Origin of the sequence: Sphingomonas sp. So64.6b (assembly GCF_014171475.1) — a bacterium.
Classification (GTDB): Bacteria; Pseudomonadota; Alphaproteobacteria; order Sphingomonadales; family Sphingomonadaceae; genus Sphingomonas; species Sphingomonas alpina_A.
Genome location: NZ_CP048817.1, coordinates 3090045 through 3114642, shown reverse-complemented (window position 1 = coordinate 3114642; position 24598 = coordinate 3090045). Strand labels below are relative to the sequence as shown.

Sequence of the window (24598 nt, the reverse complement as noted above, 5' to 3'; positions counted from 1 at the left end):
ACGCCGATCCTGTTGTCGTCGGGCAAGACGATCGAAGCACGTTTCCTCAAGATCGGGATGCTGCTGCGGACCCGCCATGCCGACACGATGGAGGAGGGCGACTATCCAGTCGAAGCGATCGAGATGGCGTGGAAGCCGGTCTATGCCGCGACAATCGATGGGAACGCGTTACGCGCGACGGGCGAGCACCCGGTGTGGATCGATGGCGCGTGGGTCAGGATGCGCGACATCGGCACTTCGGCCGGTTCGGCATGGGTCGCCAGGATCACCGTTACCGATGCTCATACTTACGTCTCGAACGGCATCCTGAGCCACAATAAGCGGGCCGACCAGCAACTCGATGGAGGTTATGCATGAGCGTCGCACGCATCTACCGCGTCGGCTCGCCCTATAATGGTGCCGAATTGCCCGAGGTCGACTTCGAACAGTCGGCCGACACCATGTATCTCGCGCACCTCAACCATGCGCCGACCAAGCTCGTGCGCACGGACCACACCGACTGGACCTTTTCCACCATCGCCTTCACGCCGACGCTTGGCGAGCCGGTCATCCTGAGCGCGTCGGCGCATTCGCCGAACACCGATGCGGCCAATAGCGGTGATGCCTATTTCCCCCAGACCGCCACTTATATCGTGACCGCGGTCGACGATGTGTCGGGCATGGAGAGCCGCGCATCGCTGCCCCAGAGCGCGAGCAATGACCTGACGCTGAAGCGCAATTACAACGCGATCAGCTGGACCGCGCCGCCGGGCACGGACCTGCGTTTCCGCGTGTTCAAGGCCGACAATACGCAGGAATTCGGCTATATCGGCACGACTACCACGACATCCTTCATCGACGACAATATCGGGCCGGATTATTCCGACGGCCCGCCGGTCGGCGCCAACCCGTTCGATGTGCTCGGCAACTGGCCATCGACCGTCACATTCTTCGAACAAAGGCTGCTCTGGGCGCGGACGGCGAACCATCCCAATGCGCTGTACGGGTCGCGATCGGGCAGCTTCGAAATCATGGATATCTCCCGGCCGCTCAAGGCGTCGGATGCGCTGAGCTTCGCGCTCGTCGCGGGACGGGTGAATGCGGTCAACCAGCTTGTGTCAATGAACACGCTGCTCGCGCTGACGTCGGACAGCATCTTCAAGATCGAGGGCGGGCAGGGCGGCGTGCTCAGCGCGACCGACTTTGCCGTGCGGCGTCAGAACGGGCGCGGATCGTCGCGCTTGTCACCACTCGTCATCGACAGCGTGTGTTTTTACCAGACCAGCGTCGGCAATGGCGTGCGAACCCTGGGTTATCAGTTCCAGACCGACTCGATCGATTCCAACGACGTGACGATCTTCTCAGCCCACCTGTTCCGTGGCTTCACCATCAAGGCCTGGGCCTATGCGCAGGAACCGCGATCGATCGTCTGGGCGGTGCGCGATGACGGCAAGCTGTTGTGCTTCACCTGGGAACAGGAACAGCAAGTCTGGGGCTGGACCTTGTGCGAGACGAACGGCCTGGTCGAAAGCGTGTGCGTCGTGTCCGAAGGGAATGAGGACCGGCTCTATCTGACGGTCAGGCGGGGCGGCAAATTGTTGATCGAACGCATGGCCGCGACGCGCTGGGCCGAGGTGGCGGACTGCTGCTTCCTCGACAGCGCGGTGACTTATATCTTCGAGGAACCGGCGGCGGTGCTGCGCAACCTCGGGCATCTCGAAGGGATGACGATCTCCGCGCTGGCCGATGGCAATGTCGTGGCGGGGCTGGTGGTGGCGGACGGCATGGTCACACTGCCCTTCGCCGCAAACAAGGTGACGGCGGGACTGCCTTATTCGGCGACGGTCGAGACATTGCCGCTCGCGGTGCAGGGACAGAGCGGCTGGACCGTCGCCAAGGTGCAGAGCCAGGCCAAGGCAGTGATCCGCGTGGTCGATAGCCGCGCGCTAAAGGCCGGGCCGACCGATGCGACGCTCGAGCCGCTGCGCGGGCGCACGCACGAGGTGCCGGGTCAGCCGAACGCGCTGCAGACCGGACTACTCGAAACCTATTTGCGCCCCGATCTGAACGGTGGCGCGCGGGTTGTGGTGCGGTCGGACGACCCGCTGCCGATGACGATCAGCGCGATCTATCTCGATCCCAGTGTTTCGGAATAGCCTTATTCCTCCCCCGGAACCGGGGAGGGGACCGTTTTGCTCCTTCAGCAAAATGGTGGAGGGGGCTTGGCCGGGTCCGGGACGCTCGCTTTGCTCGCGCCCCTCCACCATTCGCCTTTGGCTCATGGTCCCCCCCCCAGAGGGGAGGATTAAAGAATGCTCGACCGCATGTCTGAAGTGACCCTCGTCCCCGCGCGCGCAACGCATATCGGCCCGATCGCCCATCGCCTGCGCGAGCATGACCGGATCGAATGCGCCGCGCTGGGCCATACCCCCAAACAGGCCCTGCGCGCTGGTCTCACGGCCTCGTCCCTGTGCCTGACCGCGCTGGTCGATGGTCGGCCGGAGGCGATGTTCGGCCTGGTCGTCACCAATGCATTATATGGCGAGGGGCGGCCCTGGCTGCTCGGCACCGATATTGTTTATCGCCAGCCGCGCGCGCTGCTGCATCACGGGCCCCGCGCGATCGGGGCGATGCTCGATTCAACCCCGCGCCTATCCAACCTAGTCGCATGCCGGAACGCTCGCGCGATCCGCTTTCTGGCGCGCATGGGCTTTGCCTTTGGAAAGGAAACGGTCGTGCACAACCAGGTCGAATTCATCGCTTTCACGCTGGAGCGCCGCTGATGTGCCCGCCCGCACTCGCCATCCCGCTGGCCATCGCTTCGACCGTGATGGCCACCGGTGGGGCGATCATGTCCGGCATCGGCCAGGCGCAGCAATATCGCTATCAGGCGTCGATCGCCGACCAGAACAACCGCCTGGCCAATGAACAGGCGAAGGATTCGATCGAGAACACCAATCTGGAGGCACAGCGCCGCGGTCGCGCACTGGCGCAGATCAAGGGCGCGCAACAGGCCGCGATGGCGGCGAACGGCGTCGACCTGAATTTCGGCAGTGCGGTCGATGTGCAGAAAGACACCGCGATGATCGGCGCGGAGGATCTCGCGCAGATCTACAAGGGCGGCAACCAGCGTACCCGTGGGTTCGAGATCAGCGCGTTCAACTATCGCTCCGAGGCCGCCGCCAATCGCGCCAAGGCGAGCGGCGCGCTGATCAATGCGGGGTTCAGCGCGGTGTCCACCGCACTGGGCGGCGCGTCGAATGTCTCGGTGATGAAGAAGCAGGGATATTGAACATGCGTGACAGTTCACGCCGGAACGGAGCGCACTGATGCCGACTGTCCCAATCGAAGAGAACCGCGTTGGCCTCGCCGCCGTGACGGATGCCAAATTTCGCCCCGGCGATTATACGGGCACGGGCTTGCAGGCGGTGGGATCCGGCCTTGCGACGCTTGGCGAGGCGCTGGGCGGCGTTTCAAAGGACCTGCAGAAAAAGCAGCAGCTGATTGCGGCGCAGCGCGAAAGCGATGATGCGGCAGCGGCCGATGCCGCGCTGAAGCAGAGCTATACGCTGTATGACACACGCGCGCGCGAAATCCTGCGCAGCGGCGACCAGGCCTATTTCAACCGCACGGGCCAGGCGGCAGTCGATGCCGCCGGGAGCATGGCGGTGGAACTGGGGCGGTACCGCGACGAGGCGCGTCAGCGATTGGATCCGCATGTGGCGGCGATGTTCGATCGCATGATCGTACCGCGCATCGATCAGGATATCGCGGGCATCCAAACCTATGCCAATGAACAGAAGCGGGTGTGGCAGGGTGAGCAGTCGGGACATGTGATGGAGGCAAGTGCCGCCAACGCACTTGACCATGTCGGCATGCCGCAGTTCGTCGATCATGTTGCAACGGGTCTCAGGGCGTTGGACAACCGGGCGCTGGTCGAGGGCTGGGACCCGGCGCGTAAGATTGCCGCCGAGCACGACTATGTCTCGAACATCCACAAACAGGCGGTCGACGGGCTGACCGTTGGAGATGCGATCGCGGCGGATGCATATTATCGCGCGCATCAAAACGAGATGACGGCACGGGACCGGGCGGAGATCGAGGAAAGCCTGCGCCAGCCATTGCTCGAGCGTCGCGCGGCGGCGGTGATCGATACCTATGGCGCATCGGCCGCCGGCGACCGCGCCGGCCCGGCCGAACCCTATGCGCCGCGAAATGCCGACCTGCCTGCGATCTATTCGTATCTGGCTGAGCAAGACCTGCCTCCTGAGGTGGAGGAAGCGGCGCTGAACGACGCCGCCGCGCGCGCGGCACAGAATGAACGCCGGATCGCGCAGGACCAGCGCGCCGCGCGCGATACCGCGTTCGAACTGACCGACCGGCTCGGCGAGGGATTCACTTCGGTCGCGCAACTGCCGCCTGCCATGCGCCGCAACCTCGATCCCGAGGCGCTTGAGGCGCTCACGCGTCAGGCGCGGCACAATGCCAGGCCTGAACCGGTCAAGCTGCACAGCAAGGCGGCGTATGACCTCACCATGCTCGCCTCGACCGATCGCCAAGCCTTTGTCGAACGCGACCTGCGGCTTGATCGTGACCGAATGACGCCGGAGGATTATGATGCACTGAACGCCGCGCAGCGGGGTTGGCGCAGTGATCCGCCCGCCAATGACGTGATCATGCGGCAACGTGTCTGGGAGGGGGTGCAGCAAAGCGCGATGGCGCTGAGGCTCAATGCGGCGATGTCCCGGTCGGTGCCGGTGATGGAATTGCCGCCTTAACCAGCGATGAGAACGAGGGTAAGGTTAGCCCCGTGCGCACAGCCGGTATCATCCGCTTTGTCGAATATTTCGTTCCCAACTGGCCGGAGGCCGCGCCGTGGCTTTCGGCGGCGATTGATCGGGTTAATCGGGGGAAGCTGGCCGATTGCCCTGAGTTTATTCGTGTTCGGGGAATTGCCGTCATGATACAAAAGGACATGCTGGTCGCAGGGGAGCGTGCCGTGCTTACGATAACTAAAGCATCTAATAACAAACACTTGGATACGCTGGATGTTTTGCGGCCCTGCAATTTATGCGGATATAATAAGGATTGGTGTCTCATGAACGACCCGAAATATAACTAATGGGACCACAACGCTGAACATTTAAATGCTCCTGCCCGGCGCGATGTCCCCGCGCCCGATTCAAACCCCTCGCCAACCCCATTACCCCGCGCCTCTCATCAGGAGGCGCATGTGGCAGCAATCAGCCCAACAATATTCACCGGACCCTATACCGCGAACGGAACGCAAACCGCGTTCAGCTTCGATTTCTCGATCGTCGGCGCGGCCGATATCCTGGTCGAGGTCGACGGCACGGCCGTCCCGGCCCTGTCCTACACCGTGGAATTCACCGCCACCGGCGGCACGGTCACCGCGGTCAAGGCTCTCGTCACCGAGGACAAGGCGAGCCGCGCGCTGAAAGTACCGCTCGGGGAGGAGGGGCTCGAGATTCCCCTGTCCGATGTGGCATCGATCGTCGCAGTGGGCGAGAATTTGCTGGCGGGCAGCGATATTTCAACGGTCGCGGGCGCCGTCACATCTATCGCCGCCGTCGCGCCGCATGTAAGCGAGATCGCCGCAATCGTGCCCGGCTTGCCGTCAATCGCTGCGGTCGCCGCGGATCTCACCGGCCCGGATACCATCGGCGACGTCGCCGGCATCGCCCTTCAGGTCGCGCAGGTCGCGCCTCACGCGGCGGCGGTCTCGACGGTGGCGCCCCATGTCGCAACAATCGACGTGGCCGCAGCCAATATCGCTGCGATCATCGCGGCGCCGGCGGCCGCAACGCAAGCCACGGCGCAGGCCGCGATCGCAACCGCCGCTGCGGCTACCGTCAATGCGTCGATTACCCCGATCATGTACGGGCGCGGCGCACCAAACGCCCTGACGGGGGGTCCCGACGGTGCGACTTACATCGATACCAGCTCCGGCCGTCAGTACGGACCGAGGGCGGGCGGCGTATGGCCGACGCGATTTGTGCTGCTCGGAATCCCTGGCTCCGGCTATGAGCCGGTGACGGTGGTGTTCATGGTCGGCCAGTCGAACGCCGATGGCTTTTCGACCAACTATGCCACCACGACTGCCCTCAGCGCCGGTTACGGTTATGAATATCATTATAATAACGGCGGCTTTGGCGCTGTGCTGCCGCTCGGGCCGTGCCGCCTCGGCCGCACCTTTGGCGGGCCGCAATCGGCTTTCGCACAGACCTGGGCGGCGGGCGGAGGTGGCGCGGTCATCTTCGTCGATTGCGCGGTCGGCGGGTCTTCGATGGTCGCCGCCTATAAAGCCGCTCTGGCCGGCACGACCGACATCGCATCGCTGTCGGGCGGCACTTGGGATTTGTCCGATCCCGCCAATCTCTACGACAATTATATGCGCGACCATATGCAGCGCGCGCTTCGCGAGATCGAGCGCTTCGGATTCGCCGTCAAAAAGAAGATCATCTATCATTCGCAGGGCGAGCAGGATGCCCTTGGCGGTGCATCACAGGCGGCCCATGAGGCGTCGCTTCGGCCATTCGCCGCGCGCGTGAAGTCCGACTTCCCCGACATTTGGTGGCTGACCGAAAATCTCGGCACCAATCAGTCGGGCGGCAATGCGGTCGCTTCGGCGAAGATCAGGGCGTCGCAGGCGGCGGTCGCCGCCGATCCGGCCTTTTCGAGCTGGATGAAGGTCGGCTCCAATCTGGCGCAGACTTTTTCGGGCCTGGGTTATTTCAGCGACACGCTGCATTACGATCAGACCGGATATAATCTGCTCGGCGTCGACATGGCGACCGCCGGCCTGGCCTTTACGCGGTCGAACGGCCTGTTTGCCGTTCCCGACGGCACCAAATATGCCGATCTCCTGTCGCATCTGCCACCGGTCAACAACTGGTATCGTCTCGCGCTGACGACGGTGGCGAACGGCGCTTTCAATGTCAGCGTCTTCAACGACCCGACAACGCCCTATGCAACCACCGCGTACGACACGAGCGGCGTCAACCGGGTCGATGCGACCCAATCGCTCGCCTGGACCTTCCCCAACGCCAATCCGAAAGAGGTCGTTTTCTATGCTCACGCGTCGACCGGCGCGTCGCTGTTGATCAATGCATTTACCGGCAACGCCCGGATTTCCGCGGTTTCGGTGATCGACGAAGGTTTTCCGCTGAACGGCCTGAACATCAACGGCACGAACGAGACGGTCAGCGGCATCATCATCACCGACGCCGACCTGTATCGCCTTTCCGGCGCCAGGATGCGGGCGCTCGGCATCGGGCCGACCGCCGGCTTCACCGCGGCAACACTAGGCAATCCGCTGTTGGCGAAGCTGAATGGCCTCACCGGATTGAGCCTCTCCCGCTGTCCCGCGATCGCCGCGAACCTTGACCTCACGCTCACCCCGAATCTCGTCACCTACGCACACAGCGTGTCGGGCCTGACCGTCGCGCAGGTGAACGCGCGCCTTGTCGCGCTCGATGCGAATGGCAAGAGCGGCGGATCGGCCAGCCTTTCGCAATATCTGGTCGGTGTGTATCCGCAGGCGGCACCATCCGGCGCCGGCGCGACCGCAAAGGCGAGCCTGATCGCCAAGGGCTGGTCGATCACCACCGACTAAAGGCGGCACCCGCGGGGAGGGGCGATCAGCCCAGCCCGGCGCTGCCCAGCCTTCCCCCTTCACCCTTCACCCTTCGCCCGTTGCCTGAGCGTGCGCAAACCGACGCAGGTGATGAACAGCATCTCGACGAATGAAAAGGTCGAAAGAATCAGGTTGAAGGTCAGGACCGCTCTCGTGTTGGTAAAGCTGGAAAAATAACCGACGCCGACAATGGCGACGATGTGCACCAGATAGACCATGGTTTCGATCTTCACCCAACCCATGGCGCGGTTGAAGCGGCCCAGCATCTGCGCCACGAGCGAGAGCGACGCAGCCGACAGCGCAAGGATGAGCTCGAGACGGAGGCCGCCATAGGCACTGCCCAGCAGGAGCAGCGTCTGGTCCGAAAAACCCGCTGCCAATGCGGTCAGCATTGCGCAGCCAAGCGCCACGATCGCGGGCGGTAGCAATCCGTTGCGGATCGCATGGCCGTCACTGCTCAAATTGGCGATGCGCGGGATGATCACGTTCGCCATCACGCCGCTGATCACGACGAAGATCGCGGCCAGACGGCCCAGTGCAAAGGTCTGCGCGATCACTTGCGAACTGCCGTGCAGCGACGCCAGGGAATAGACCAATATGTCCTGCGTCGTGAAGATGATCGTGCCCAGCATCGTGCTCAGCACATAACCAAGCACCGGTTTCATCTCGGCCTGGGCATTCGTCGCGCGGTACACCGCCGGATCGACGCTGCGCCGCGCGATCATGATCGTGATGAGTGTGGTCGCGCCCATCGTGGCAAGCGGAAACCAGGCGCCGCGGATCAGGAGGAAAAACCCCAGCCCGGCCAACGCGGCGCGCGCCAGCGATCCCATCAGCTCGGCGGAATAGGCATGCCGCAACTGCATCCCGAGCCGCGCGAGCGACACCGTCATGCCGCTCTTGACCTGCAGCCAGCCGGTCACCGCGACAAGCGCGAGCAACGTCGCGATCGTCGCGGTCGTGCCGCCATGGCGCGCGATCATCACGCCAAGGATCGACAGGCCGATCAGCGACGACAGGCCAAAGAACCAGATCCGCAGCCGCAGGATCGCCCGATAGCGGATCGGAAATGCCACTCCGCCGCGCACCGCCTCGCGCCAGAAGAACTGCATCGACGCGCCCAGGCCGAGATCGCTGCTGACGACGATGAAATTGAGGCTGACGATGCACAGCCCGAACAACGCATATTCGGACTGCGGCAAAAGATGGACGAACGACAGCGTGGTGATCGCGCCCAACGCCTGCACCGCGATCGTCGCGAATGACTGTTCGACGATCTGAAGGAGCAGGCGCGGGGACGGAAACAGGCGCACCAATCGCGATTTGGCGCGATTGATCAAACGCCTTTTTCAACCACGAAGTTCTCGATCACCAGCGCGTCCAGCCCGGAGGTATAGAAGGTGCGAACCGCGTCGAACGGGGTGTTGACGATCACTTCACCCTTCAGGTTGAAACTGGTGTTCATCACGCCCGGTGTTCCGGTCAGCTTGTGGAACTCGCTGATCATGTCGAAATACACATCGTTGCGGCCTTCGCGCACCGTCTGCACGCGCGCGCTGCCATCGACATGGATCGCCGCTGCCAGCTTCTCCTTGGCGAGCGGCTTGGCCGGGAAGGTCAGGATCATGAACGGGCTGTCCTGATAGCTTTCGAACAGCTCGTCGCAATGCGCCTCCAGGACCGACGGCGCGAACGGCCGCCACTCCTCGCGGAATTTCACCGCATTGTTGACCCGGTCGCGATTTTCGATCGGCTTCGGATCGGCGATGATCGACCGGTGGCCGAGCGCGCGCGGACCGAATTCCTCACGCCCCTGAAACCAGCCGACCAGCGCGCCCTTGGCGAGCAGTTCGGCCGCGGCCTTGGCCGGCGATTCGACTTCGCGGAAAGGCAGCTTGAACTTGATCAGGTCCGCCCTGACCTGTTCGCGCGTAAAGCTCGGCCCGAGATAAGCCGACATCTGCGTCATCTCGCGCACGCCCGCCTCGAACGAGGGGGCCAGCGCCGCGCCCAGTGCAACGCCATCATCGCCGGCCGCGGGCTGGACGAAAATCTCGTCGCACAGTTCCTTTTGCAGGAACAGGCCGTTCGCCTTGGAATTGAGGCCGACGCCGCCGGCAATGCACAGGTTGCGGCTGCCGGCGCGTTCGATCGCCTTGGCGATGAAGTCGCACTCGACGCGTTCGCACATGTCCTGCACCGCCCAGGCCAGATCGCGGTCCGCCTGGGTCAGTTCGGCATCAGGGTCGCGTGCCGCGCCGAGATAGCGTTCCACGCCGGCATATTCGCGGTCCCCCTCGCGCAACAGCAGCAGGTCGGAACGCACCTCGTATCGGCCGTCGCCATAGGACACGAACGGCGAAAGATCGACCGCGCCTGGCGTGCCATAAGGCGCCAGCCCCATGACCTTCCACTCATCGGCATATTTCTCGAAGCCGAGGAATCCGGTGAACGTCGCGTAGAATAGCCCAAGTGAATTTGGAAAATTGATCGTTTCGACATGCTCCAGCCGGGTGCCTTTTCCGTGCCAGATGCTCGACGCTTCCCATGCGCCACGACCATCGATTACCACGACCGTTGCTTCATCCATTCCCGACGGCACATAGGCGCTCAGCGCATGCGCATAATGGTGATCGATGCGGCGCGGGGCGACGAACTTACCCGTGAAATGACGTTTCATCATTCGCTCGGTTTTTCGTTGATATTGGGCCAAAGAATCGCGAACGATGAACCCGGGGAGCGCCTTGAACGGCATAGGATCTTTGCGTGACAGGACGTTGCCGACGGTCCGCTTGAGACTTTGCGCATATTCCTGCCAGCCGATGACGATTTCATCGACTTCCCCGAGGGTGATGCCGGCATGGTCTAAGCAAGCCCTGATCGCCAGGTCGGGAAAGGCGGCGTCATGCTTGACCTTGCTCAGCCGCTCTTCGGCTATGGCAAAAATTGGGAGACCGTCTTTGACAATTGCCGCGGAGGAATCGTGATAAGAGCTATGATTGATGCCAAGAACGATCATTAAATTCCACCTGCCCCCGCCTGAACTTTCTTCGGGAACGTCTCATAACGTTGGAAATGCTGTTGCCAAGACGAAACGAAGGAATGCGGCTTACGCGACGTATTCTTAGGGCCTTACTCGCGCGGCACGGCCATCCATTCGGTTCTCAGACTGTTGATCGGCGATGTCCTGTAACCGACCTCGGAAAGGTATCGCTCGGCATCGTCAACTGCAAGGCCGAGTTCAGCCATACGGGTAGGGTTACACTCGTAAAATATCCGATTAACGCGCTTCTCTTTGAGCAGGCGTTCGCAGCCGCGCAATACGAGTAAATCCGCGCCTTCCACATCAACCTTCATAACAGCGACGGTTCGGTCGCCGACAACGTCGTCGAGGCGCACGGCAGGGACGGTCACACCCTCGCCGCCTTCGGGCGCGAGGCCGCCCCACCCGGTCTGGTCTGGCGGTCCGACTGCAAAGGTGATTTCTCCCGTGCTGTCGAGCGCGGCCTTTGCCAACGTCTCGATTTGATCGCCCAAGCCGTTGGCTGCGACGTTACCGATTAGCTTGGTATAGACTCCTGGCGAGGCTTCAAACGCAATGACATGATTATCGCGTCGGGCGCCCGCCCAAAGCAGCGAGAAATATCCCATGTTGGCGCCAACATCCACGAACAGCCCGCCATCCCGGGCAAGAGTGGAAATGCGGCCGGAAAGATCGGGTTCATATTCACCCGTGAAAGCAATGTAGCCGGAAATAATATCGCCGGGAACTAGGTTTACCATCGCAACGGAAGGCGCATGACGCAACGTTGCTCGGTCGAACAATTGCGGCTATTGGCGGTGTCGCTTTGCGTAGTAACGGCTATAGACAGAGCTGCGAAGGACCTGTGGGAGTATCTTCATCGGCATTGGTCGATGTGCTTCCAAGTTCTTTCTCCGCTACAAGTTAAATATTGGATGATCTTTGCCGCAGACCTTTTTCTCTGCTAACTTATCGGTTAGCTCGAAAAATAAAATTGTTGATTGGGCCATCATAGTTTGTTGCACGAAGGTTGGGCGACCAATCCGAGAACGGTTTGAACTTGCCTTCGTGTAGGAACGACGCCTCGTAACCGAGCGTCGCCAGTAGATCGACAAGCGCGTCGGGGCAGCCAACTGCGTGTTCGGACTGGCTCTCGATCAGCATGACCGGCCGATCACGGGAGATCGTATCCCAGCCGCCTCGAACTGCAGCGATCTCGTGCCCTTCGATATCAATTTTGATGAAACCGACATTCTCCAGCTTGAAATCGTCGAGCTTGTGCATCGGAACCTGCTGTTCCACGAAGTTAGTGAACGCTGGGTCATCGACGATGGACGCGAAACCGGGCAGCATCTGGCCTGTTGCAGTAACTGGCATGCGTAGAATGGCGACACCGTCACGATCACTCAAGGCGCATCGCTCCACCCGAATGCCAGGCCATGCGCGCGCGAGCATTTTAGCCAAGTTGGGATTGGGCTCGAAGGCGATCACCGCCTTGCAATGTCCGCGAAGAGCGCCCGTATAAGGCCCCCAGTTTGCGCCAATATCGAGCGCGATCTTTTCCCGATCAGCCAGCTCGCGCATGTGGTTGAGTTCAAGCTCACCAATGCGACGGTGGGCCATCAGTTGAAGTGGGGCTCCAAGCCTAGGCATTTTCGTTGAAATGCGAGCTCCCACCTTGCTCGCAAATTGCCATGCTTTCATAAGTCGCTCCATCCCTGTGGGCCTTCTCGCGCTTCGAGTGCATTTAGACAAGGTGCTATTGGCGTCGCGGCAGTCGCTCGGTCAACAATCTCTCCGCCAAACTCGACGGGCTGACGCGGGAGGTGGTCGGGCTTGGGCCACTCGCCTCTGACATCGCCGATCTTAAGGGCCGACTCGCGACGCTCGGGGCAGCCAATAACCGCAGAGAAGGGGCCAGGACGATCGGCTGGATGCCGCTCAGATCGCCCGCGCTCGGCTGGCTGGTCGGCGCGGCCGTTACGGCCTAGCGCTGGTTTCCGGAATGTCGGGACGTGTGCGGATCAGCGCTGCCCGAATACCGCGACGTGAGGTGCTTGCCGGTAAAGGCTTGGGCCTTCGGTCGTCATCGTGCTCATGAAGCGCAGTGCCGGGAACTTCGCGCGCACGACCGGCACGTCATTGAAGACCGAATAGCTGTAGAAGATGCCGTCGCCGGGGGAGAAATGGTATCCCTTGCCGCGCGTCATCGCGAGATCGAACAATTGCCACAGGCCAACAGCATTGATCGCCTTCTTGATCAGCCGATTGCGTTTTGATCCCTGTCACCTATCAGCCTTGCGGGCGTCGCGCCTAAAAAGGCAAGTTGAGCTGCCCAGTCGACATAATAATGACCGAGGGCGACGATCGCTGCACATGCGAATCGAATCGCATCGAGACCGGGAATGTGGCGCAACTACTGATGTGCGCCGCCCATAGGCCGATCGTTCCCTCGCTCGATTTCCTGTGTTGCGTTGCCATAGATCATCAGGCCCGCGAACAGCGCCAGAATGCCGCCCAGAATGATGGCCGCACCAAAGCGATCCCAGAAGCTGCGTTTCATCTTTCGCCTTACCAATCGACTCAACCTGCGCCGCCGTAGCGCCATCACGCTGCTCCAGCAACGGGAGCATCGCATTGATGGGTGCGCTACGGTGCGGCGATCATGCTCGGCGTACCCTGGCGTTGTTTGTTGGGTTTATGGCCTACGGTACCATGACGGAAGAGGTCCCGCAGGGAGACCGCTGGAAGTGGTAGTGAAGCCACCCAAATCATAGCTGCTCTGGCGGTTCGCTGGTTCGTAGCCGGCCCGAACTTCATCTCGAACAAACGGCGGTGTTGATTTCGGCTGACCGGTGACGATGGCCGTGACCAAATGCAATCAATGCTATCAATGCAATCACGTTTCGGCCCGATCGCATCAGCGTGATGCTGGCTGTGGATTCCTCTGATCCCGCCACGATGTGGCAATGTTGAAATCTATATAAGTCGTTGATTAATAAGGAATAATACGGCCATCTCACCTCCGGAGATATACAACCAGGGGTGTCCCATATCTCTCTCGACCGCCCATTCGGCCCGGCGTGACTCGATCGCTCCCGATCCCGGGCGAAGATATGCACCGACCGGTGTCCCATATCTCCGACCCAAACGGGATTGCCGCTCGGCTGAGAGCATCCGGGCCTCGCGCCTGACCAGAGCCGCTGCCATGCGTTTGAAATAGCGCTCGATGCTCTGGCCACCGTCGATTCAACCCGTGTTGCGGTGGCGTTATCGCGAAACTCCAGCAACGGGAGTATCCGCTTTGAGTCCGCCGCGCGCCACCACCGAACACCCCATGCCGACCCTCAATGAAAACAGCATGATCCTGGGCGAAATGCGCGGGCAGCTGCGGGAGGTCGTGCATTCGGTCAATAATCTCTCCGCCAAACTCGATGGGCTGACGCGCGAGGTGGTCGGGCTCGGGCCGCTCGCCTCCGACATCGCCGATCTCAAGATCCGCCTCGCGACGCTCGAGGCGGCCAATAACCGCAGCGAAGGGGCCAGGACGATCGGCCGGATGCTGCTCAAATCGCCCGCGCTCGGCTGGCTGGTCGGCGCCGCCGTCACCGCCTGGGCGCTGCTCTCCGGAAAGGTGACGCCATGACCGCCGCAAAGCTGCTGTTCGACGCGATCCGCCAGATCAAGGGCAAGGCCCTGACCGCGGCGGACGTGACCGCGGTGAATACCGTGCTGGCCAGTGTTCCGCTACCGCCACCCGCTGGCCAGCCCGCGCTCGCCCCCTCCGCCGCTTGCGCCCGCCTGATCAAGGGCTTCGAGCAATGCCGGCTGACCGCCTATCTGCCGACGCCCGACGATGTGCCGACGATCGGCTGGGGCACGACCGGTCCCGGCATCCGGCTCGGGCTGGTATGGACTCAGGCACAGGCCGACACCGCGTTTGCGGCGGATCTCGACCGGTTCGGCGGCACGGTCGCGGCATTGCTCGGCGTCCCCGCGCAACGTCCCGCTGCGCAAAACCCCGACGCGCAAAGCCCGTGGACCACGCAGGGCCAATATGACGCGATGGTCAGCCTCGCCTATAATATCGGCACGGCGGCGCTGGGCAATTCGACGCTGCTGCGCCTCCATCTCGCGGGCCGTTATGCCGAGGCCGCCGATCAGTTCCCGCGCTGGAACAAGCAGGCCGGCAAGGTGCTGAACGGCCTCACCCGCCGGCGCGCGGTGGAACGCGCAATGTATCTCGGCGCTGCGGATGCCAAAGGGGTGGCCGATGCGGAAGGCGCGGGGGCATGACCTTCTGGGCCTTTCTCGACCGCTGTCTCGATCGCCTGCCCGGCTGGCCGAGCGAGCGGCAATGGGTGACGATCGGCGCCTTCGCGCTCGCCGCGCTGCTGCTCGGCATGGCGATGCACGAACCCGCGCTATGGGAGGTCGAGGTGTTCAAGGTGATCATTCAGGCGGTCACCCTGACTGGCCTGCTCAACATGATCTTCGCGTTCCACTTCGCCGCCAACAAGGGTGACGAGGACAAGACCCGCAACACCGCCGCCGCCTTCGCCGCGATCACCGCCACGGCGCAGGCGGGCAATACACCCGCCCCCACGCCTGACGTGATGCTCAGGCCCGGCGAGACGGCACAGAAGGAGGATCGGCCATGATCCCATTGCCGATCGGCGCCTGGATAAGAACCCATTTGATTCCCGCCCCGATTCCAACATTGATCATGACCGCGCTGGCCGTCGTGCTTGCGCTGTTCGGCTGGCAGCAATGGCAGCGCGCCCGGGCCGCGCAGACCGAAACCCGGCTTGCCACCGGCCAGGCCGGTGCCGCGCTGCACAGCGGCGCCGACGCGGTCGAAACGCTCGGTAACCGTATGGCGGCCGATGCCGCCGGCGACCATCTCACCAGGGAGAATGACGATGCGATCCGTTCCGCCGATGGCGCTGCTGCGCCCGTTGCTGCCGGCGTGCGCGATGCTGGCCTTGCCGGCCTGTGCCGCCGCGCCGCTTATCGTGGCGACCCCCAATGCGTGCAGCAGCCTGATCCCCGATAACTGGCGCGTGCCGGTCGCCGGCGCGCCGCTCCCGCAGGGGAAGAGCGTCGGTGATTGGGTGGCGTTCGGCGATGCGCAAACGGGTCAGCTCGACAAGGCCAATGGCCGCACCGCGGATACCATCGCGATCGTGTCGCGCTGCGAAGCGCGCGATGCGGCGGCGGTGAAGAAGGCGCGGCCGAAGCTGTGGGGGATCTTTTGACCAGGGCGTCTTATTGGTACCCGGCCCCCCAGCGTTCAGCGCTTGCGTTCGTCGCGCCCGCCAAATTCATACCGGAACGACCGCTCCCGCCCCCGCGACACCCATGCGCGCGCACCGAACGAGGCCAGCGCCAGCGCCACCAGCACGAGGATCAAGATCAAATAGCCCAACTCAGTACGCATACGAAACCTCCGATGGCATCGGGAAGATTGCGTGAGCGCATATAGGCGCGAATGCCGGCGATACCGACGTCATGCGCCGACCGGCCCGCGCAACGGGATCGGCCGAAACCGCGCTGCGGCGGTCCGAGCGCAGGGCGCGACCGGCCGGGCCGAGCCGCCGGCGAAGGCCGGCGGACTCGGCCGCCCGGTTAGGATCGAATGGTGAAGCCCCGCTCGTTCAGGGTTTGACCGCTCCGGTCGGATCGACCACTGGTGCCGCCGTTGATGCGGCGGTCGCCGCAGGAGCATCCATGCCAGCGCGAATGAACAGCGTCTGGTTGATCTGTTCGAACGCTTTTTGATAAACCGCCGGATCGTAAATCGGCTCTTCGTCTTGCGCGCCCGATCCGTAGATCGTCGATTTGACCTTGCCCATGACGAAGCTCAATCGAACCCGTGTCATGCCGGGGCCGCGTTGCTCGATAAAGGCCGAGACGATCGGCGACTTTTTCGATTTTCCGAAACCGGTCCACAGGCTGTAGGTCATTTTGCCAGTGGTCGACGCAATGCCGGTGATCAGACCCGTGTCTTTATCGGCCGCCTGGATGCGATAGCCCGAGTCCTGAAGAACGGACATTACTGCGCCGAAAATCTGATCCTTGGTGCCCTCGATATCACGCGACTGGAGCTGCTGCAGTTCCAAAGCACTTGGAGCAACCGGCTTCTTCTTCGCATCCGCTGGCGAACTCGCAACAACGACGGAACCTAAAAGCGCTGACAATATAAATTTATTCACGACCGACCCCCCGGATTAAAACGAACTGCTACGGCTTCTGAAATCGCTGACCACCTTGTTCGCATCGAACTTGATGATCAGCGTCATGGAGCGGCTCGACTCACTTGACGTCGATTTTTTCGAACTGAAACCAAGTCCGCCGCCACCGCCGACATCACCGCCGCCGCCGCCGAGCAGCAAGCCGATCGAAAAGCCCGACGACTTGTCATAGCTGACGGTGGCATGGCGGTCATAGACCCACATTTCCTGGCCCGATCCGTCGATTGTCGTGATATTCGGCGCACCGAATGACTCGATTATTTCGGCCTGCGTAGTCGTGCCGACCTTTACGTTAAGCTGGACCATGCCGTGTGTAAGGCTGCTCTTCTCTTCTTTCGCCATCGCCGATGAAGGCATGATGGCCAGAAGAGTGGCAGCCGCGATAGCGCGACGAATCATTGTCAAAATCCCCCTGATTTCTTTTCCACTATCAGAAAAATTCTGTTCAGTAGAAGTATGTTTTTTCGATCGGATACTGTCCCCGAACAGCACTGACCCGCGGCGCCGTTCTAGAAAATAGCCCCGCGCTGCAACCGCGCGCGCAGATCCTGCAGCGCGACCGCATCGACTGCCGCGCCCCGGTCGGGCGCCGCCAGGATCGCCGCGAGATGCCCGAGGATCTGGCAGGCCAGGTCGAAATCCTGCAGCGATCTGGAATGTTTCTGCACGATCAGGCCGTCATCGGTCAGCTCGTCGCCGACCGCCTCCAGCAAGCGTTTGACATAGGCGAGCTCCTGCGCCAGCCGCGCGGTGAGGTCCGCCTCGCTCATCTTGCCCGCCGGGGCGGGGGGTTGCTGCGTGTCGGGATAGACCGTGCCGGCGCGCACCGCGGCCTGGACCCGGTCGACATATTGCTGATTGCGGCCCGCGCCCGGCCCCGGATCCACGCGCTTGCCCGCGACCCAGTCGGCGACCGTCGCCACCCCGTCGAGCCTGACGCCGCAGCGCGACCCGGCGCGCCACACCACCGTCGCCGTAATGCTCAACTCGGCGCGGCGCAGCGTGAAGGGCTCGCCGATATCCGGAAACACCGCGCCTTCCAGCATCGCGCCGCTTTCCGACAGGTTACGGATGCGCACCGGCGCGTGCAGGCCCGGAGCGTCGATCGTCGCGGCCAGCAACAGGTTGCGGCGCGGCGCACGTTCCGGTGGTGCCGGTCCGGCGCCCGGATCGGATGGCGCTTCTCCGCCTGACATGTCGTCACTCAATCCTTGGTCGGACAGGTTCGAACGAGCGGGGCGTCCGCTCATCTCCCCATCATTGCCCGAACCGAACGCGCGAAGACAGGTGGTTGTGCCGATGCGGCCATTTTTACCGATGCCCCTTTTATCGATGCCCCTTTTCGTGTCACCTCCGATATCACGTCGGTCAGGAGGTCGATCCCCATGTCGCTAGGCGTCTTTGTCCACCGCGAGGACTCGATCTATGCCGACAGTCCGGCGGAGCAATATCAATTTCCCGCCCCCTATCTCGGGCGCGCAGAACCATGTGTCGGTCAATGGATTCTCTATTACGAGCCAGTGAAGGTGAAGAACTCGCGCGGTTATTTCGCCATGGCGCGCGTACAGCGAATCCTCCCCGATCCGACGATAGCAAAAATGTACATCGCGGTGATCGAGCCCGGCAGCTATCTGGAATTCGCCAACCCGGTGGCGTTTAAAGGCCCGGACGGCCATCATGAACAAGGTCTGCTGAACGACGAACAGCGGCTTTCAGGTCGGGCTCAGGCAGCGGTGAGGCCGATTTCGCCACAGGATTTCAACCGCATTATCGATCTCGGTTTCGCCGACCGGGATGACCTGCTGCCCCGTATCGATCTGCCTGACGCGTCATCGCTGCGTGAGGAGCGCGCATCGTTCAGCTATGATCAGGAGCGGGAAAGAATTGCCTTCTACAGTAGCCGGATCGTCCGCGACCGCGTATTCCGCAAAATCGTGCTGCGCGCCTATGGCGAGCGTTGCGCCATCACCGGCCTGCGCCTCATCAACGGTGGTGGCCGCGCCGAGGCGGAAGCGGCGCATATCCGCCCGGTCGGGGCCAACGGACCCGACATTGTCAGCAACGGCCTCGCGCTATCGGGCACCGTGCACTGGATGTTCGATCGCGGCCTGATCAGCTTGTCCGACGATCTCGACATCCTCGTCTCGCGTCAGGCCAACGATGCTGAAAGTGTGCGCGCGATGATCAACCGCACCGGCCGCGCATTCCTGCCGCTTCGCGCGATGGATCGTCCGCATCCGCACTTCCTGCAATGGCATCGCGACCATTGCTTCAAACACTGATCTAAATAGAATACAGAGTGCCATCTACAACATCACCGTAATTATCGCCACAAGCGGCCCACTAAGCGCCCAATTGCAGGCGGCGAATTTTTGGGCCGCGCCCGCCAGGGCCTCCGTATCATTACGTAAGCAAGGCTTAGGGCGACCCGTGTTACGGAATTTTGATGCCACAGATCACAGACCCGTCCTTCACGATTCGGATCGACGCGCTGCGAAAATATGTCGAAATCTGCCTGCTCGGCCTGTGGGACGAGGTGACCGCCAAACGGTTCGACCACGAACTGCGCCGCTTGTTGCCGGCGCTGACCAAGGGTGGATGCCCGATCGGCGAGCAGAACACGCTGTTCGATTCGACCGGCTATGCCGTCCAGGCGCAGGACGTGACCACGCACCTCGCGGGCATGGCCGCGGACCGGTCGATCGGCTCGCGCCGCATCGCAGTGCTCGTGTCGAGCACGCTTTCGAAGCTTCAGACGCGCCGCATTGCCCCCGGCTATGGCGTGTTCGACGACCGGGCCGAGGCGATGACCTGGCTGTTCGAACCGGACGTCTGACGCACGACTCCCCATCATCGCATTCATTCTGGCGCCGGCCAGGCGCGGGTCTGTGCCAAAAAAGATTAGGGGTTAAGTAAACTCGCCGTAATACCGAATAGAAGCGCGCCCTGCTTGCCGACGCCGCCACCCTTGTCGACCGTCGCTCGGGTTCGGACATCGTCCGCCTCTTTCAACCCCCAATGCTCCGATCTCGAAGACGACGGATCGCGGGTGTCACTACACGGCGCGCGCGCCGGTTGATGCGCATCAATGGGAACCGCCGGCCGTCCCGCTAGTCTTGTTTCTTGGTGAACCGCACAAGCGAGAAAGCATGACCAACTGCGCCACAGGGGTATCTGGCCTCGACGAAATCCTCGCCGGGGGCTTCGCGCCCGGCCGGTTGTTCCTGCTCGAAGGGAACCCCGGCACCGGCAAAACCACCATCGCCAGCCAGTTTCTGATGGCCGGCGCGGCGGCGGGCGAGCGAGGGCTTTATATCACTCTGTCCGAAACCGACGAGGAGCTGCGCGACGGTGCTGCGTCGCATGGCTGGGAATTCGGCGACAATTTCGACGTGTTCGAACTGGCCCCGCCGGAAAGCCTGCTCGACGAGGAGCAGCAACAGAGCCTGCTTTATTCCTCCGATCTCGAACTGGGCGAAACCACCAGGCGGATCTTCGACGCGTTCGAACGGATAAAGCCGGCGCGCGTCGTGCTCGACAGCCTGTCGGAAATCCGCCTGCTCGCGCAAAGCTCACTGCGCTACCGGCGTCAGATCCTCGCCCTGAAGCATTATTTCTCGCGGCATCAGGCGACCGTGCTGATGCTCGACGATCTCACCGCCGATATGATGGACAAGACCGTGCACAGCGTCGCCCATGCGGTGATCCGGCTGGAGGAATTGTCGCCCACTTATGGCGCGGAACGCCGCCGCCTGCGCGTGCTCAAATATCGCGGCCGGCGCTATCGCGGCGGCTTTCACGACTTCGTCATCGATACCGGCGGCGTGCGGGTCTTTCCGCGGCTCGTCTCGGCCGAGTATAAGGGCAAGTTCGATCGCGAGACGGTGGCGATCGACAATGGCCCGCTCAACACTTTGCTCGGCGGCGGTTTCGAACGCGGCGCCAGCACGCTGATCCTCGGCCCGGCCGGCACCGGCAAGTCGCTGCTCACGCTGAGTTTCGTCAAATCGGCAATCGCTCGCGGCGAATGTGCGGCGATGTTCATCTTCGACGAGGAACTGGGCTTGTTGTTCCAGCGCGCCAAGGGGCTTGGCATCGATCTGCAGGCGCTGCTCGACACCGGCCGGCTGCTGATCGAGCAGATCGATGCGGCCGAACTGACCCCGGGCGAATTCTCCGAACGCGTGCGCGCCTGTGTCGAGGCCAAACAGGCGCGCACCGTCGTGATCGACAGTCTCAACGGCTATCAGGCAGCCATGCCCGAGGAGCAGGCGCTGATCCTGCACATGCACGAATTGCTGCAATATCTGAATCGCCAGGGGGCGATGACGTTCCTGACCGTCGCGCAGCACGGCCTGGTCGGCGACATGAAGTCGCCGGTGGATGTCACCTATCTCGCCGACACCGTCGTGCTGTTGAGATATTTCGAAGCAACGGGACGCGTCCGAAGAGCGATTTCGGTCGTTAAGAAGCGGACCGGTCCTCATGAGGATACGATCCGCGAGTTCATGATCGGCGCCAACGGCATCACGCTCGGTGATCCCTTGACGCAGTTCCAGGGCGTATTGCGGGGCGTGCCCGAACTGGTGGGAAACGGCGCAGGATTGTTGAACGCAACAGGGGCTTGAGCGCGCGTTGAATCGTACGTCAACAGAAGAGGCGATCATTTTTGCGCCTCGGGGCCGCGACGGCGCAGTCGCCTGTGCGATGCTGCGCGAGGCCGGGTTGGGTGCACGGGCGGTGCCCGATCTGCCCGCGCTGGTGACGGGATTGCGCGGCGGTGCGGGGTTCGCGATCCTTACCGAAGAAGCGCTGCGTGGCGCTGATCTGCGCGGCCTGGTGGATTTTCTGAAAGATCAGGCGGAATGGTCCGATTTCCCCTTCATCCTGCTCACCGAGCGCGGCGGCGGGCCCGAGCGCAATCCCGGCGCGGTGCGCTTCCTCGACACGCTCGGTAACGTCACGTTCCTCGAACGGCCCTTCCATCCGACGACATTGATCAGCCTGGCGCGCTCTGCACGGCGCGCACGGCTGCGCCAATATGAGGCGCGTGCGCGGCTCGACGACATCCGCGCCGGGCGTGAGGGGCTCGAACTGGCGCTCGCCGCCGGTGGCCTCGGCGCCTGGACGCTCGATGTGGCGACCGTCACGCTGACCGCTGACAATCAGTGCAAGGCGCATTTCGGGCGCGGCGCCGATGACGCGTTCAGCTATGACGAACTGCTCACTTGCATCCATGACGACGACCGGGAGGACATGCAGCGCGCGGTGCGGCACTCGCTCGATACCGGCGCGGATTACGATGTCGAATATCGCTGCTGCTGGCCGGACGGGTCGATCCATTGGGTGCAGATCAACGGCCGCGTCGAACATGATCCCGTCGGCGCCGTCACTCGCGTCGTCGGCGTCTCGCATGAGATTACCGAACGCCGCCGGGTCGAGGCTCGCCAGGCGGCCTTGCTCGCACTTGGCGACGGGCTGCGCCAGATGACCGACGCGGCGGACATGTCGATCCTCGCCGCGCGCATCCTCGGCGAAACGCTCGGCGTCGATCGCGCCGGCTATGGCGTGATCGATCCGCTGCGTGAGACGATCACGATCGATCGCGACTGGAACCGGCCCGGCGTCAAGAGCCTCGCGGGCATTCTCTCGTTCCGCGACTATGGCTCCTATATCGAGGACCTGAAGCGCGGCGACACGGTGACGATCGCCGACGCGCGACAGGATCCGCGCACCCGCAAACGCGCCGCCGCGCTTGAAGCGATCAGCGCTCGCGCCGTGCTCAACATGCCGATCGTCGACAATGGCGACTTTGTTGCGCTGCTCTTCCTGAACCATGGCCAGGTGCATGACTGGCCGGCCGACGACCTCGCCTTTGTCCGTGACGTAGCCTACCGCACCCAGGCGGCGATCGAGCGCCACCATGCCGAACAATCGCTCGCCGATCTCGCCGCGACGCTCGAACGCCAGGTCGAGGAGCGCACCCGCGAACGCGACCGCACCTGGCAAAATTCGCAGGACCTGCTTGCGGTGGTCGCGGAAGACGGCCGGTTCATCGCGGCCAACCCCGCCTGGACGACGATCCTCGGCTGGCAGCCGAACGAAGTCGTTGGGCGCGATCATCTCGCCTTCAGCCATCCTGATGACCAGGCCTTGAGCGACGACGCTTATCACCGCGTGCAAAACGGTGATTTGCGCCAGTATGAGAACCGCGTGCGCCACAAGGACGGGTCTTATCGCTGGGTTTCCTGGGTCGCATCGTTCGGGGAGGGCCGGGTCTATGCCAGCGGCCGGCACATCTCCGCCGAGAAGGAGGCACAGCTGCAACTCGAGGGCGCGCAGGAACAGCTCCGCCAGGCGCAGAAGATGGAGGCGGTCGGCCAGCTTACCGGTGGCATCGCGCACGACTTCAACAATCTGCTTACCGCCATTTCGGGCAGCCTCGAACTGATGCAGGTGCGCGTCGCGCAAGGGCGTTCGGCGGAGATTCCGCGTTATGTCGATGCCGCGCAGCAGGCCGCGCGCCGTGCCGCCTCGCTGACTCACCGGCTGCTCGCCTTCTCGCGTCGCCAAACGCTTGATCCGCGGCCGATCTCGATCAACCGGCTGCTCATCGGGATGGACGATCTGCTGCGCCGCTCGGTCGGTCCGACGATCGAGGTCGAAATCGTCGGCGCGGGCGGATTGTGGACGACCTTGCTCGATCCCAACCAGCTCGAAAACGCGCTGCTCAACCTGTGCATCAACGCGCGCGACGCAATGGCGGGCGAAGGGCGCATCACGATCGAGACGGCGAACAAATGGCTCGACCGCAAATCGGCGCAGGATCGCGATCTGCCGCCCGGGCAATATGTCACGCTGTGCGTCACCGACACGGGATCGGGCATGGATGCGGAGACGATCGAGCGCGCCTTCGACCCCTTCTTCACCACCAAGCCGCTGGGTGAGGGGACCGGGCTCGGCCTGTCGATGATCTATGGTTTCGTACGCCAGTCGGGCGGCCAGGTGCGGATTTATTCCGAAGTCGGGCAGGGCACGACGATGTGCCTTTATTTCCCGCGCGCGCACGGCGCCGATGCCGGCGATGAAACCGAAGTGGCCGGTATGGCGCCGCGGTCCGCGGAGAGCGGGGAAACCGTGCTGGTCGTCGACGACGAAGCGGCGGTACGCATGCTGGTCACCGATGTGCTGGCCGAACATGGCTATCACGCGCTGGAGGCGAGCGACGGCCCGGCCGGCCTCGCGATCCTCGAATCGTCCGCGCGGATCGACTTGCTGATCACCGATGTCGGCTTGCCCAAGGGCATGAACGGCCGCCAACTCGCCGACGCCGCGCGCATCCGCCGGCCCGATCTCAAGATCCTGTTCATCACCGGCTATGCCGAGAATGCGGTGATCGGCAACGGTCATCTCGACCCCGGCATGCACATCCTGACCAAGCCGTTCGCGATGGACGCGCTGAGCGGGCGGATCCGCGAGCTGATCGGCTAGGGGGCGCATCGCCCTGACTGGCATTCGACCGATATCGAATGACGTTCGGCCTGTTCTGACGACCCATGGTGACCCTGAACGGCTTTATCCGGCCGCCCGATGTCGATCGCGGCACGCCGAAACACTCGGCGGCTAAATCGCGGCGCTGGACCGCGCCGGCATTGGATCGCGCGCGCCGCGCTTCACTCAGTCGCC

General features: G+C 62.9%; 26 protein-coding genes. 16 read left to right on the top strand and 10 right to left on the bottom strand.

Annotated elements, in window-relative coordinates; all coding sequences use genetic code 11:
- Positions 1 to 12 precede the first annotated feature (12 nt).
- The 7 genes from G4G27_RS14985 (at position 13) to G4G27_RS14955 (ending at position 7615) form a co-directional block, all read left to right on the top strand.
- Positions 13 to 357, top strand: a complete 345-nt coding sequence (locus G4G27_RS14985) for a hypothetical protein (RefSeq protein WP_183109401.1) — start codon at positions 13 to 15, stop codon at positions 355 to 357.
- A complete protein-coding gene (locus G4G27_RS14980; protein ID WP_183109400.1) occupies positions 354 to 2135 on the top strand; it encodes a hypothetical protein in 1782 nt (593 codons plus the stop codon). Before G4G27_RS14985 ends, G4G27_RS14980 begins: the two co-directional genes overlap by 4 nt.
- A 156-nt stretch (positions 2136 to 2291) precedes the next feature.
- On the top strand, positions 2292 to 2762 hold the full coding sequence (locus G4G27_RS14975; protein ID WP_183109399.1) for a hypothetical protein: 471 nt from the start codon (positions 2292 to 2294) through the stop codon (positions 2760 to 2762).
- Positions 2762 to 3271 (top strand): hypothetical protein, encoded by a 510-nt coding sequence (locus G4G27_RS14970; protein ID WP_183109398.1) that lies wholly within the window; start codon positions 2762 to 2764, stop codon positions 3269 to 3271. The genes G4G27_RS14975 and G4G27_RS14970 overlap by 1 nt, the downstream gene beginning before the upstream one ends.
- A 37-nt stretch (positions 3272 to 3308) precedes the next feature.
- On the top strand, positions 3309 to 4757 hold the full coding sequence (locus G4G27_RS14965) for a hypothetical protein (protein ID WP_183109397.1): 1449 nt from the start codon (positions 3309 to 3311) through the stop codon (positions 4755 to 4757).
- Between the two features lie 32 nt (positions 4758 to 4789).
- The gene (locus G4G27_RS14960; protein WP_183109396.1) at positions 4790 to 5101 is read left to right on the top strand and encodes a hypothetical protein; all 312 of its coding nucleotides are present in this window, start codon (positions 4790 to 4792) and stop codon (positions 5099 to 5101) included.
- Between the two features lie 111 nt (positions 5102 to 5212).
- Complete coding sequence (locus G4G27_RS14955) at positions 5213 to 7615, top strand: sialate O-acetylesterase (protein WP_183109395.1); 2403 nt, start codon at positions 5213 to 5215, stop codon at positions 7613 to 7615.
- 59 nt (positions 7616 to 7674) lie between these two features.
- Here the strand turns inward: G4G27_RS14955 and G4G27_RS14950 are convergent, their stop codons facing one another.
- The 6 genes from G4G27_RS14950 to G4G27_RS14925 form a co-directional block, all read right to left on the bottom strand.
- Positions 7675 to 8976, bottom strand: coding sequence for a hypothetical protein (locus tag G4G27_RS14950; RefSeq protein ID WP_183109394.1), 1302 nt, complete (start codon positions 8974 to 8976; stop codon positions 7675 to 7677).
- Entirely contained in the window at positions 8973 to 10655 is a 1683-nt protein-coding gene (locus G4G27_RS14945; RefSeq protein ID WP_183109393.1) for a carbamoyltransferase C-terminal domain-containing protein, read from the bottom strand. The genes G4G27_RS14950 and G4G27_RS14945 overlap by 4 nt, the downstream gene beginning before the upstream one ends.
- A gap of 113 nt (positions 10656 to 10768) precedes the next feature.
- A complete protein-coding gene (locus G4G27_RS14940) occupies positions 10769 to 11461 on the bottom strand; it encodes an FkbM family methyltransferase (RefSeq protein WP_183109392.1) in 693 nt (230 codons plus the stop codon).
- Positions 11462 to 11627: 166 nt separating this feature from the next.
- A complete protein-coding gene (locus G4G27_RS14935; protein WP_183109391.1) occupies positions 11628 to 12362 on the bottom strand; it encodes an FkbM family methyltransferase in 735 nt (244 codons plus the stop codon).
- A gap of 320 nt (positions 12363 to 12682) precedes the next feature.
- Positions 12683 to 12868, bottom strand: coding sequence for a hypothetical protein (locus G4G27_RS14930; protein ID WP_210275206.1), 186 nt, complete (start codon positions 12866 to 12868; stop codon positions 12683 to 12685).
- A 206-nt stretch (positions 12869 to 13074) separates the two neighbouring features.
- Complete coding sequence (locus G4G27_RS14925; protein ID WP_183109389.1) at positions 13075 to 13221, bottom strand: hypothetical protein; 147 nt, start codon at positions 13219 to 13221, stop codon at positions 13075 to 13077.
- 666 nt (positions 13222 to 13887) lie between these two features.
- On the opposite strand from G4G27_RS14925, the gene G4G27_RS14920 reads away from it, so the two are divergent.
- From G4G27_RS14920 to G4G27_RS14900, 5 genes are read left to right on the top strand one after another with little or no spacing between them, the layout of a single operon-like run.
- On the top strand, positions 13888 to 14304 hold the full coding sequence (locus G4G27_RS14920) for a hypothetical protein (RefSeq protein WP_210275205.1): 417 nt from the start codon (positions 13888 to 13890) through the stop codon (positions 14302 to 14304).
- Positions 14301 to 14954, top strand: coding sequence for a lysozyme (locus G4G27_RS14915; RefSeq protein WP_183109387.1), 654 nt, complete (start codon positions 14301 to 14303; stop codon positions 14952 to 14954). The genes G4G27_RS14920 and G4G27_RS14915 overlap by 4 nt, the downstream gene beginning before the upstream one ends.
- Entirely contained in the window at positions 14951 to 15319 is a 369-nt protein-coding gene (locus G4G27_RS14910; protein ID WP_183109386.1) for a hypothetical protein, read from the top strand. The genes G4G27_RS14915 and G4G27_RS14910 overlap by 4 nt, the downstream gene beginning before the upstream one ends.
- Positions 15316 to 15714, top strand: coding sequence for a hypothetical protein (locus tag G4G27_RS14905; RefSeq protein ID WP_183109385.1), 399 nt, complete (start codon positions 15316 to 15318; stop codon positions 15712 to 15714). Before G4G27_RS14910 ends, G4G27_RS14905 begins: the two co-directional genes overlap by 4 nt.
- The gene (locus tag G4G27_RS14900) at positions 15674 to 15916 is read left to right on the top strand and encodes a hypothetical protein (RefSeq protein WP_183109384.1); all 243 of its coding nucleotides are present in this window, start codon (positions 15674 to 15676) and stop codon (positions 15914 to 15916) included. Before G4G27_RS14905 ends, G4G27_RS14900 begins: the two co-directional genes overlap by 41 nt.
- A gap of 35 nt (positions 15917 to 15951) precedes the next feature.
- On the opposite strand, the gene G4G27_RS14895 is transcribed toward G4G27_RS14900, so the two are convergent.
- From G4G27_RS14895 to G4G27_RS14880, 4 genes are all read right to left on the bottom strand, one after another.
- A complete protein-coding gene (locus G4G27_RS14895; RefSeq protein WP_183109383.1) occupies positions 15952 to 16098 on the bottom strand; it encodes a hypothetical protein in 147 nt (48 codons plus the stop codon).
- A gap of 217 nt (positions 16099 to 16315) precedes the next feature.
- On the bottom strand, positions 16316 to 16714 hold the full coding sequence (locus G4G27_RS14890; RefSeq protein WP_244624346.1) for a hypothetical protein: 399 nt from the start codon (positions 16712 to 16714) through the stop codon (positions 16316 to 16318).
- 174 nt (positions 16715 to 16888) lie between these two features.
- On the bottom strand, positions 16889 to 17311 hold the full coding sequence (locus G4G27_RS14885) for a hypothetical protein (protein WP_183113819.1): 423 nt from the start codon (positions 17309 to 17311) through the stop codon (positions 16889 to 16891).
- A gap of 110 nt (positions 17312 to 17421) precedes the next feature.
- Positions 17422 to 18162, bottom strand: a complete 741-nt coding sequence (locus G4G27_RS14880; protein WP_183109381.1) for a PilZ domain-containing protein — start codon at positions 18160 to 18162, stop codon at positions 17422 to 17424.
- Positions 18163 to 18297: 135 nt separating this feature from the next.
- Here G4G27_RS14880 and G4G27_RS14875 point away from each other — a divergent pair, with 135 nt between their 5' ends.
- The 4 genes from G4G27_RS14875 to G4G27_RS14860 all read left to right on the top strand — a co-directional run bounded on the left by G4G27_RS14875 (position 18298) and on the right by G4G27_RS14860 (position 24403).
- A complete protein-coding gene (locus G4G27_RS14875) occupies positions 18298 to 19194 on the top strand; it encodes an HNH endonuclease (protein ID WP_183109380.1) in 897 nt (298 codons plus the stop codon).
- Positions 19195 to 19358: 164 nt separating this feature from the next.
- Positions 19359 to 19748 carry a hypothetical protein gene (locus tag G4G27_RS14870; RefSeq protein ID WP_183109379.1) on the top strand — a complete coding sequence of 130 codons (390 nt, stop codon included), beginning with the start codon at positions 19359 to 19361 and terminating at the stop codon, positions 19746 to 19748.
- A gap of 313 nt (positions 19749 to 20061) precedes the next feature.
- Positions 20062 to 21540 (top strand): ATPase domain-containing protein, encoded by a 1479-nt coding sequence (locus tag G4G27_RS14865; RefSeq protein WP_183109378.1) that lies wholly within the window; start codon positions 20062 to 20064, stop codon positions 21538 to 21540.
- Between the two features lie 7 nt (positions 21541 to 21547).
- The gene (locus tag G4G27_RS14860; RefSeq protein ID WP_244624345.1) at positions 21548 to 24403 is read left to right on the top strand and encodes a PAS domain-containing protein; all 2856 of its coding nucleotides are present in this window, start codon (positions 21548 to 21550) and stop codon (positions 24401 to 24403) included.
- The last annotated feature ends 195 nt before the right edge of the window (positions 24404 to 24598 follow it).